Here is an 11,815-nt window from a genome sequence, read left to right as displayed (position 1 = left end):
AAACTATTCAAATATATTATTTAGTACTTAAGATTTTTCATACTTTCATCTAACATCTGAAATCCTTTTGTCAATTTCCCTTTTGGAATCTTAGTAACTTGATCTCCAATATTTATCTCACAATAACAACTTTGTTCACTTTTTTCTACTACATAACTTGTGAGACCAATCCCAGTTTTTTTATAAATAGCTGTAAGTATAGGTTCTAATTTATCTTTGGAAATATTAAAGTACACATGAAACATATTAGAAACAGGTTGAATAGGTAGGGTTGAAACAGAACGACATTGATTGAACAATTCAGCTACTTCTATCGCGTATTCATAGTACTGATTCATTTTAGGTAATCTCTGATCAAGATAATATTCAGAGCTTACTATATAGGGATATAAACTAATTAAATCTCCACCATGCCTTCTTTTCCATACCTTTGATACTTCAATAAATGATGGATCCCCAGCAAGTATAGCCCCTGCAATTCCTCCAATCCCTTTATAAAATGAGATATAAACACTATCAAAAAGATTACATATTTCAACTGCTGACTTTTTATAATATGGTAATATCTCAAAAAGTCTTGCTCCATCTAAATGCAACTTAATGCCTTTATCACGACAATATCCAGATATATCTTCAAGCGTTTTAAAATCAGGTAATTGACCACCAATCTCACGTTGAGGTAATTCAAGTAATATGCAAGCTACATCCTCTTCTATGTTTAACACATCTTCCAGTTCAATCAATCTTGTTTTATCAGCAAGCAATACGGATTCAATATGATGCAGCTTTTTCAACCCATCTTCTTCATGAATTTCTAAATGAGACAAAGGGTGATAAGCCACTTTTTTTAGTACTTTTTTATCACACCAAATTCTTAATGCTATCTGCTGTGCCATCGTTCCACTTGGGAAAAATACTGCCGATTCTTTTCCTAAATAATCAGCCATCTTTGCTTGAAAATCTTCTATGATCTTCCCCTGACCATACATATCACTTTCTTGTAAACCATCCAATTCAGTTATTGCTTCTTTTAATATCTGGATATTTCTTTTCCCATGACCATTAAGTTGATAATTGGTCTGTTTAAATGCTTCAACTAGAGTATTACTTTGACTCATTAATATAACCCCTTTCAAAGTATCTACTTCCTCTGCAGTAACTCAGCAATACCAACAGCTAAAGCTCCATTCAGAAACCCGAAATAACACATAACCATAAAATCCCCTGAAATGAATGACATAACTCCAATTAAAAGACTCAAAAACATCGTTAATATACCGAGAATGAACAAGAAAACACTGAATTTCATTTTAAAGAATCACTACTTTCATTCATAACATCATTTAAACTAATGACGAAACTACGTATCTTGTCCCCATATATTAACACACTCATGATTCTGTTAAAAAATAAAATAACTGTCAAATTTAAATAACATGTCTTTTTTCTACATATCATTATTTATTGATTTAATAGCATTTTGTAAGAGAAAAAGGGATTGCCCGTTGATCTGTTTTAAGACCTTTAGGCAATCCCTTCTCATCTATCATACTATTATATTCTTACACTTCTATACTCATTTTAATTATCTTTTGGATTTCCTTGACTCTTAGTAATAATTTCATAAGTGAAGTCTACAGCACCTTTTTCTCCACCTGTTGGAGCATACCAGATAATCATATAATTCGTACCATTTTTAAATAATTGACGTAATTCAAGTGCATCTTCATCCTCCACATTAAATGGATCAACATCTACGACTTTATATTTTGTATGCTTTCCATCTTTACCTACATTACGTTCGTTGATAAACGTTACAGCATACTCTACATACTCACCTTTTAGTTCATTTAATGAATATAATCCATCTAAAGAACTTCCATCTTGAGTAAATCCGATTTCAGGGATAGAGATATTATCCACGAACCAACCTGTATCATTGTAACCCCAATCTGTTAAGAAACGGAATGATACCCAAACTTCTTGTCCAGCATATGCAGATAAATCAAATGTTTCTTGTTGCCAATCTGCATAATGTCCTGTAAACCCAGGTAGATTTTCTTTAATAGCCGGGTAACCTTCTTCTACAACATCGGAACGAGTATTTTCATTGGCTAAACTAGTCCAAGTTGCACCTTCATCTACAGAAACCTGAACCATACCAAAATCCCATTGCTCTTCAATATCAATGAAATTATCGAATGTTAATGTCGCTTCATCTACACCTGTAAGATCGGCTGTGATGATAATACTGTTATCAATTTCGTCTCCTCCGTTAGCCCATAATACTTCATTGTCAGAACCTAATGGATCTGCAACAGTTAACCATTTCTGAGGAAGGAAATCAACACCATCAAAGTTAATCGTACGTATTTTGTCATCAATCTCAATCACTTTATAGTTAGCTCCCCAAGCCGGAACTCCATCCTTCTCAAATTGAGCAGCAGATTCAAAATTGATGTTTAAATCAATACTTTCAAATTCATATTTTCCATCTCCAGGTTTGTCACTATCGATAGCTAAAGCAGTACTGAAGTTTTTGAACAATTCACCAAATTCAATTCCTGTATCAAATGCAGCTAATTGATTGCTCACACTTTCAATTCCGTTAGCTTCATCATTCAATAAAGCTTGTACAAATTCCTTACCAAATTGTTCACTTAAGTAAAGTTGTAACAAATAGGCTTGACCATAATCAGCTAATGTTTCAGGCGAGCCACTATTATAATACTCATCCCATTCTACTAGAGAATTTTCTGGGTGATCAAGGAAGTAATTCACATGACCCATTGGATGACCATATCCTACAACATACTCCGCGAAATCGGACATTCCTTCATTAATCCAATTCGTTTCATCCCTATCTTTATCACTATGAATAAGATGTTGATATTCATGTGCAACAGTACCAAAGAATGTGCTTTCTAATCTATTCTCCCAATCTGCAGAATCGATTGTTATAATATTGCGATCTATGTATTGTTCTAACGTTGTCCAGAAAAATCCAGCTACAAAAAACGGATAGGATGGGTCCTCGAACTGTTCATCAATAATATTGTCTACTAGAATAATATTTTTACCTTCTTCAGATAAGTAATAATCTTCTGGGAAACCTACAAGACCTGGTAATTCCGCATTCGAACCAGTAAGTGTATCTGGATCACCAAAGAAATCTACTACCTTAGGATAAATAGTTAATTCAAACTCATCTTTCATTTTATCCGCTTGTTCTTGTGTAACCACATGAGCAGGTCGACTATCTCCCTCAGGGAACGAAAGATCATCTGCAACCCATACTTCTACGTTATCGCCAACACTTCTTAATGTAAATGTTTTCAAACTTAAATCTCTATTTAAGAAATATTTAGTTCCCCCATTAAATGTAAAGTTACCATCTGAAGCTTCTTCAGAACTTGAATCTTCTTCATTTTCAGAAATGATAGCAGTTTGTTCTTTTAGTTGCTCCTCAGCTTTTTGTAAAAAGTCGGAATCTTGGGATTGATGTCTTAATTCAGAACCAATGTCTATGACATCTCCATATCTTGCAGTATCAATATCGTTAGTTGAAGCAGAAACTTGACCTCCAGAAAATGTTGGAACAATTAGTGAGATCGATAATAAAGCTGTTGAAATTACAGAAAATACTTTTTTCTTCATCATTTTTCTCCTCTCATGCATATGTATTTACAAGACCTTCCATATGACAATCTCTAAAATCAGATTAAGGCTTGTTTATATTCAGTATACATACCTTAATATCGTTATTGTGTCGAAATTTGTAGGTATTATCGGGTGTATTTTAAGAACTTTTGTCGAAAAATATAATATATTATTATATTTGTAATATTTTAGTATATTATATTAATAGTTAAAAGGAACTATATACTAAAATATTACATCCCAAATAATCCTCCAACATCTGACAAAAAGATTTTTATTTTTTGAAAATATTAAAAGAGGGCTGCCTAATGACAGCCCCTACTTTATTCAACTTCTATTATTTTTTTACTTTTTCTTCACTTTTAGTAGTAATTTCATAAGTGAAGTCTACTGCACCTTTTTCTCCACCTGTTGGAGCATACCAGATAATCATATAGTTCGTACCATTATTAAATAATTGACGTAATTCAAGTGCATCTTCTTCTGTCACGTTAAAAGGATCTACATCTACGACTTTATATTTAGTGTTCTTTCCATTTTTACCTACATTACTTTCGTTGATAAACGTTACAGCATACTCTACGTATTCACTGTTTAGTTCATTTAATGAATATAATCCATCTAAAGAACTTCCATCTTGAGTAAATCCGATTTCTGGAATTGAGATGTTATCTACATACCAACCTGTATCATTGTAACCCCAATCAGTTAAATAACGGAATGATACCCAAATCTCTTGTCCTGCATATGCAGATAAATCAAATGTTTCTTGCTGCCAATCTGTATAATGACCAGTAAATCCAGGTAGGTTTTCTTTAATTGCCGGGTAACCTTCTTCTACAACATCGGAACGTGTATTTTCATTGGCTAAATTAGTCCAAGTTGCACCTTCATCTACAGATACTTGAACTACACCGAAATCCCATTGCTCTTCAATATCAATGAAATTATCGAATGTTAATGTCGCTTCATCTACACCTGTAAGATCGGCTGTGATGATAATACTGTTATCAATTTCGTCTCCATCGTTAGCCCACAATACTTCATTGTCAGAACCTAATGGATCTGCAACAGATAACCATTTCTGAGGAAGGAAATTAACACCATCAAAGTTAATTGAACGTATTTTATCATCCAACTCAATCACTTTATAATTAGCTCCCCATGCCGGAACTCCATCCTTTTCAAATTCAGCAGCAGATTCAAAATTAATTTTTAAATCAATGCTTTCAAATTCATATATTCCATCTCCAGGTGTATTACTATCGATGGCTACAGCTGTGCTAAAGTTTTTGAATAATTCACCAAAATCAATCCCTGTATCAAATGAATTTAATTGATTATTCACGCTTTCAATTCCGTTTGCTTCATCATTAAGTAATGCTTGTGTAAACTCCTTACCAAATTGCTCACTCAAGTAGAGTTGTAACAAATAGGCTTGACCATAATCTGCTAACGTTTCAGGGTCTCCACTTGCATAATACTCATCCCATTCCACAAGTGAATTTTCTGGGTGATCAAGGAAATAGTTTACATGACCCATTGGGTGCCCATATCCTACGATATATTCTGCAAAATCGGACATTCCTTCATTAATCCAGTTTGTTTCATCACCATCTTTATCACTATGAATAAGATGCTGGTATTCATGAGCAACAGTTCCAAAAAATGTGCTTTCTAATCTAGTATCCCAATCGACAGAATCAATAGAGATAATATTACGGTCTATATAAGTTTCATAAGTTGACCAGAAAAATCCAGCTACGAAAAACGGATAGGAAGGATCATTGTATTGATCATCAATAATGTTATCTACTAGAATAATATTTTTCCCTTCTTCAGATAGATAATAGTCTTCTGGAAGATCTAAAAGACCGGGCAACACTGCATCCTGACCTGTAAGCGTATCAGGTGCACCAAAGAAGTCGACTACTTTAGGATAAATGTTATCTTCAAACTCATCTCTCATTTGATCTGCTTGTTCTTGTGTTACCACATGAGCAGGTCGACTATCTCCCTCAGGGAATGAGAGATCATCAGCAACCCATATTTCTACATTATTGCCAACACTTCTTAATGTAAATGTTTTCAAACTTAGATCTCTGTTTAAAAAGTATTTTGTTCCTCCATCAAATGTGAAATTGCTTTCCGAATCACTATCAGAACTTGACATTTCCTCATTTTCCGCAATAATTACTGCTTGTTCTATCAGTTTTTCTTCTGCACTTTGTAGAAAATTTAAATCTTCAGATTGCTGTCTTAATTCAGAGCCAATATCTAATACATCCCCATATCTCTCTGTATTTACACTTGGGGGTGCTGCTGAAACTTGTACTCCTGAAAACGACGGAACAATCAATGATGCTGACAAAATTGCAGTTGAAATTGCTGAAATCACTTTTTTCCTCACACTTATTTCCCCTCTCATGTTGTATGTATTTCTTTTTTATGTCACGAAACATGACATCGTACAATTATACAATGTGATTCATATTTATAACAAGTGTAAATTTTGGAAAATGGTAGGGTTTACAAAAATATTTGATGGCATATTACTTAACATATCTTTTCGATTCGAAAAAAATAGCACCCTATAGGTGCTTTTCTGTCAACTACTTAATGGAATTTTTTGTTATTATCTTATTGAACAACCAATGAAGTCTCCAAGTACTTCATAGTTAAATCCATTACCTTATTCACATTCTCGAAGTTATGGCTATATTTTGAAGAACTAACCATTTGATTTTTTTCATCAAAATATTTTCCAGTCACTCTACTCACTTCATCAGAAGTTGCTAAATAAGTATATGTTTTTGCCATTTCTTCAGGTGATAAAGAACTCTTGCTTTTTAGAGAGTAGGCAAATCTAGCAAGACTTGAAAGATTAGGATAGCGGCTGATATCCAGCTTTACATTTGTTACACGAACACAATTTACTGTTATTTTGGTATTTTCTAATTTCTTGGCAAGCCAATAGGTGTACGTGACTTGTGCAATTTTAGATTGGTAATATGCTTTGGAAACATTAAATTTGCGAGTGCGAAATTCTGGATCTTCAAGTTGAACTTGTATAAAAGGATGAACAATCAAACCTTTTGAAGAAATAGTAATGACACGACCTTGAGGACTGAGTTCGAGAGGTTCTAGCAGAAGTTGTGTTAATAGTACCGGTCCTAAGTGATTGGTTGCCCATACACTTTCTATACCTTCATTTGTTAACTTGACTTCTTTTTGACTAATATCAAAAAATGCTGCGTTATTAATAAGTATATCTAATTTATTGTATTTTGCACGATATTTTTTAACCATATCTTTAATAGAAGATTTTAATGACATATCTACAAGCATTAGTTCAACCGATTCACTGCTGCTTACTGTTTTTACATCCTGTAGCGCTTTTTCCCCTCTTGTTTGATTCCTGCAAGCAAGAATCACATGATAGCCTTTCTTGGCTATTTGTATAGCCGCAGCCTTTCCTATTCCAGAATTAGCACCTGTGATGAGGCAAATCTTTTTATCCTCCATCTTGTTCATCCTCTCTATGAATTAAAAATCTTTACCTTAAGTTCTAAACAGCATTTTTACTGATGTAATTCATTAATAATCCACTTGCACTGCTTTTATTCTTCTTGAAACTATTGATATCTCCAAATACTATAAAACTATCCTTTGAACGAGATACAGCGACATTTAACATGCTTTTATTTACATCTATAAAATAACAACCATCTTCATTGCCATAAACTGTAGACATAATAATAATTCTTCTCTCAGCACCTTGAAAAGTATGTACTGTACCTACACTTAATTTGTCACCAAGCTTTCATATGAGGTCATTTAAACCTTTTTCTAAAGTTCCTCAATTACATAATTCAATTTAATTCGACAAATTAACTTAAAACCCCTCTTATGTAAAAAGTAATCTCTATAAGAAAATCCTTTATAAGTAACCTTTCAGAGATGTTGTCGATCCTACATTAAAGGTTGATTTTCTTGATGCATTGAATTTATAAAACTGATTAATTCATATGTTATAAAAAAACTAGAAGAGGAATGCTCTTCTAGTTAAATAAATATACTTCAATATTTGTTTACGAATCAACAAAACTACAGCCTAGGATCAATTTCTTTTTCTCCCGCAACCTCAAACAATAGGTTGGCTACTACTTCCTTATAAGTTTCATTGTCAGGTTTTATTTCATCATAACCGACATTTAACATTTTATTTCCTAAGTGATATTCATTTAAAGAAGTACGAAGCTTTTTATGAATCCTCTTTTGTTTCATTAACTTATTGTATTTATGTGGAAAACGATAATCGTAACCGTAAATGATAGATAAGTAATTTGGATTTCTAACTTTCATGTAAGGGACTACATTTTTTTCTACCACTTCAGGTTTGATTACAACACCCTCCATCCCATTTTGGGCAGTTAACTTAGAGAAAAACTGTTCCGCTATTTCGTAACTTTCAGGCTCAGTTAAATCAATGGTGATGAACTCATCATCTGATAGGAAACGATACATTTCCGAAGTGACCCAATCAGGTATTTCTTCTTTTCCATTTTCGTATACCACTTTTAACAATGCAAAAGGTTTATACTGCAGATCTTCTTCTTGGGCATATAATTCAAGCTGCTCTTTGTAATTTACATAATCTGCTTCATGCTCTTCCAATGAAACATATGATTTCATAACTTCAGTTACATTTTTATAGTTTTGATAGATGCTTGCACCATATTTCTGATTCAATTCCTTTTTACCAATGTGAAACTGGTCCTTTTCAAAACCACTTTCCTTGTAATTTTCTTTTAATTTCTCAAGTGCACCCTCAAACCCATTTTTTCTTAAAAAATCAAACTCCGTTTCTAAAGCTTTCTCAATCGGTTTGAACTGCCTCTCAATCAATCCATCACCTAGCGCTCTCCACGGTAGTAATTCTCCATCCAAAATGAGCATTTCAATTTTATTTTCTTCCATATATCCAATGAATTTGTTTAACAATTGTTGATAAACTTCCGTTAACTCAATCTGCTTTATTTTATAACCATTACGACTCACTGCGAAACACTGTTCAAGATCCTTATGCAAATAGATATTACATCTTGATCCCATATATTTAGGCTGAAGCACTAGCTTCTCCATCCCTTTTTCTGCAAAATAATTCAATCCAGATTTTAATGATTCGAGATTATGCTCTACTTCATCTTTGTCAGCAGGAGACATCGTTCCTGATATAAAATTAATTTTGTTGCGAGAGCAGTAAAACAATCTGCGAGTTTCTTCTTTTTCCAAATCTTGAATGGATACTTTTCTTTCACGTTTAAACAATATTGGAAGGTCGTCCTTGAGAACCGCCTGCTTGGATTGATGTGATTTTATAAACGGTCTAAAGGAGATACTTACAGATGTTAGCGCATTTCCGTGTGCACTTCCTGTATCAATATGAATTTTATTTTTAATACGAAACGCTTGTTTTGCTGCAACATGCCCAAACACATGATAAGGATAATTACTCACTGCTTCTTCTTGTAAAAAGGCTAGCTGTTCCTCTAATGATTCATCTCGGTTGATTCTGAAATTACGTTGGTGGCGAATAGAGTTTGCATCTAATTTTCCAATGTATTTGTTTTTACAAGGTGCATGTGTGACAACAAAAGAAGACCCATTCATACCTATGAATTTATAAAATGGTTTGGAAATAGAAACTAGTTCATTAAACTTTTCTAGCAAAATTTCATCTTTAAACAAAACATTAGTTGAATCAAAGTAAGTGTGAAGAAGTTCTTGATCAACTCCTTTAATTTCCCCTCGAATGTACTTATAAACAAAATTCTCATGATTACCCAACACAAATAAAAAGTGCGTTTGATTTTCATATAAAAATTCAATGATTTCTTTCGTTTGTTTTCCTTTGTCGATCCAGTCCCCAACTAGAAGGATTTTTGTATCTTTTAACTTATCAGGAACTGTAATCTTATTTGCTTGTATGGAGAACCCATGATCCTGCAATAAACTTTTTAGCTCATGAACACATTCATGTACATCCCCAACAATAATCACCCTTTGATCCTGCGGTAATATCGTTTGAAAATATTCATCCTGATCCTCAATCACAACGGTATAATCAGAATTTGCTTTCCCCTCAGTGATCGAGTAAAAATCTTTTCCACGTACTTTATGAATTTTAGAGTATCCTTCTCTCGCCAGTGAACCAAGTACATCTCGTTTTAATCGATTGATGTGATTTGAGATTAATTTCTTGGAACGTTCTGAAGCGTAATAATCTTCTCTTTTTTTATAATCGAATAGGATCACTTCTAAGTTGTAGTTATTTTCATGCGCAACACTTTTAACCTTTGCTCTAAAATCCTCAGTCAACCCCGTTGTATCTACTATTACGAATTCCGCATTAATAGGAAATGAAGTCACCATTTTTAATTTTTCAAACAATAAATGAAAAGACTGATCACTTGCCTCCAACATAAGTTGGTCGTATTTATCATAATCTACACCGAGCACTTCTTGTCGAATGCGATCTGAAGAAATGTATTGTATATTGGATTTCACATTTTTCGATTCATCCTCAAACTTTAACTGGGGGATTAAAACCTCGTTAGCAAAAGTGGTTTTACCACACTCCGTTGAACCGATCAGCATGAAGATCGTATGCATTTTTGTTTGTATCTGCATCGTTACGCCCCCTTATTCCTTAAAATGACACCTTGTGTTGTTTGAATGTTATTCACTCCATCACCTACAGCTACAAATTCATAGTCTAGGTTTAATTCCTTCGTCACATCTATAAACCATTGTCTAAATTGTTCCCGACCCATTTCCCATTTGTGATCGTCATGCCTAAAATTGTTAATTTCGTAATACTGGTTAAAATCAAAATTCGGCGTTGTAATAATAAAGTTGTCAAAGTTAACATGTTGTACAATTTGAAGGATAAACTTTTTAGCCTCATCCTCACTCATATGCTCAATCACTTCGGTTAGGATAATATCTACTTGCTCTCCCTCATACCCTTCTAAGAAGTGATCCATAGAATGAAAAGTTACAATATTATCAATTTCTTTGGCTCTGGCTTTCAGGTTCACATCTCGAAGAAGATCTTTGTCTATATCAATAGCATAATAGCTTTCTTCAATTTTTTTAGAAAATGGAAAAGCATAAAAACCTTCCCCACACCCAATATCCAATATTGATTTGTCAAAAGGCAAGGAGTTTGCAATATAGTTTCTCCGCTGAAAAGCAGTACCTCCAAAATCAAACTGAATGTCGTAACGGTTTGTATTTTCCAACGCTGCTTTATATTTATTAAATCTATTTTTAGAAGATAGGAAGTTTCTAACGAATAAACTTCGTATATAAAATGGTGCATCGATGACATTGATGCTCTGAATATATTTTTCTAATAAACTATCAGATGTATCAAGATACTCATTTCCAAACGTAGATAAAAACAAACACAACACACTTGAAACATGCAATAACTGATATAAACTCTTTTTAGTAGAAATCGTTAAAGCGTAACTTTTATGTGTAAGAGGCTCGGCATCAAACGAAAAATCCTTCATATGTTTACTAAAAAAATCGATATATCTAATTCTTTCGATATGTACCATATTCATGAATAATGAATGCTCGTAGCCTTCCTCATCTCGTTCATCCAATGTTTTCAAAGGCGTTTTAAAAAACTCATTAATCGCAGCTAAAGGAAATAAAGGACTGTTGTATCGAGATACATTCAAATATTCAAAGTTCTCATTTTTATCTTGTTTAAAGGACACTTCATTATCTGCATCCTTGAAATATACATTAAATGTAGCTTCATCAGAATACCAGCCATAAGCTTTACCCTTGCGAATGGATCTGAGCAGCATGCCTGAATTTGGATTTTTCTTGATCATAAATGAAAAGTTCGGGTTTGTTGAACTTAATTGGACTATGGCCATAACTATCTACCCCCTTGGATCTATGTTGATTCAGAAAACTAAAATAATCACTAATTTATCAAAATCTCTACGAATATTCTTAGTTTATTATATTACAGGGTTGTACTGTATCTGTAAATGTTTCCAATCATAATGGATACAAAGAAAAAAGGGATTGCCTTATCGTCTATTTCAGACTTTTAGAGCAATCACTT

7 protein-coding genes are annotated in these 11,815 nt (G+C 33.3%); all 7 read right to left on the bottom strand.

Annotated elements, in window-relative coordinates:
- Positions 1 to 20: 20 nt before the first annotated feature.
- Positions 21 to 1,118, bottom strand: a complete 1,098-nt coding sequence (locus tag EPK97_RS14840; protein ID WP_162037411.1) for a threonine aldolase family protein — start codon at positions 1,116 to 1,118, stop codon at positions 21 to 23.
- A gap of 463 nt (positions 1,119 to 1,581) precedes the next feature.
- Positions 1,582 to 3,657 (bottom strand): immune inhibitor A domain-containing protein, encoded by a 2,076-nt coding sequence (locus EPK97_RS14835; protein WP_240903831.1) that lies wholly within the window; start codon positions 3,655 to 3,657, stop codon positions 1,582 to 1,584.
- A gap of 340 nt (positions 3,658 to 3,997) precedes the next feature.
- Entirely contained in the window at positions 3,998 to 6,070 is a 2,073-nt protein-coding gene (locus EPK97_RS14830) for a choice-of-anchor J domain-containing protein (RefSeq protein WP_338075715.1), read from the bottom strand.
- A 230-nt stretch (positions 6,071 to 6,300) separates the two neighbouring features.
- Complete coding sequence (locus tag EPK97_RS14825; RefSeq protein ID WP_162037408.1) at positions 6,301 to 7,185, bottom strand: SDR family NAD(P)-dependent oxidoreductase; 885 nt, start codon at positions 7,183 to 7,185, stop codon at positions 6,301 to 6,303.
- 43 nt (positions 7,186 to 7,228) lie between these two features.
- Positions 7,229 to 7,414, bottom strand: coding sequence for a hypothetical protein (locus EPK97_RS14820; RefSeq protein ID WP_240903830.1), 186 nt, complete (start codon positions 7,412 to 7,414; stop codon positions 7,229 to 7,231).
- Positions 7,415 to 7,767: 353 nt separating this feature from the next.
- Positions 7,768 to 10,353, bottom strand: a complete 2,586-nt coding sequence (locus EPK97_RS14815) for a metallophosphoesterase (protein WP_162037407.1) — start codon at positions 10,351 to 10,353, stop codon at positions 7,768 to 7,770.
- A 2-nt stretch (positions 10,354 to 10,355) separates the two neighbouring features.
- Complete coding sequence (locus EPK97_RS14810; protein WP_162037406.1) at positions 10,356 to 11,621, bottom strand: class I SAM-dependent methyltransferase; 1,266 nt, start codon at positions 11,619 to 11,621, stop codon at positions 10,356 to 10,358.
- Between the last annotated feature and the right edge of the window lie 194 nt (positions 11,622 to 11,815).

It is taken from the genome of Chengkuizengella sediminis (assembly GCF_010078385.1).
In the GTDB taxonomy this organism is placed as follows: domain Bacteria; phylum Bacillota; class Bacilli; order Paenibacillales; family KCTC-33759; genus Chengkuizengella; species Chengkuizengella sediminis.
Note: the sequence above shows the minus strand (reverse complement) of the source record. Positions and strands in the feature narration are given on the sequence as shown.

Coding starts and splice junctions, on each gene's coding strand:
- EPK97_RS14840 (WP_162037411.1), bottom strand. CDS start 1,118: ATGAGTCAAAGTAATACTCTAGTTGAAGCATTTAAACAGACCAATTAT.
- EPK97_RS14835 (WP_240903831.1), bottom strand. CDS start 3,657: ATGAAGAAAAAAGTATTTTCTGTAATTTCAACAGCTTTATTATCGATC.
- EPK97_RS14825 (WP_162037408.1), bottom strand. CDS start 7,185: ATGGAGGATAAAAAGATTTGCCTCATCACAGGTGCTAATTCTGGAATA.
- EPK97_RS14820 (WP_240903830.1), bottom strand. CDS start 7,414: ATGTCTACAGTTTATGGCAATGAAGATGGTTGTTATTTTATAGATGTA.
- EPK97_RS14815 (WP_162037407.1), bottom strand. CDS start 10,353: ATGCAGATACAAACAAAAATGCATACGATCTTCATGCTGATCGGTTCA.
- EPK97_RS14810 (WP_162037406.1), bottom strand. CDS start 11,621: ATGGCCATAGTCCAATTAAGTTCAACAAACCCGAACTTTTCATTTATG.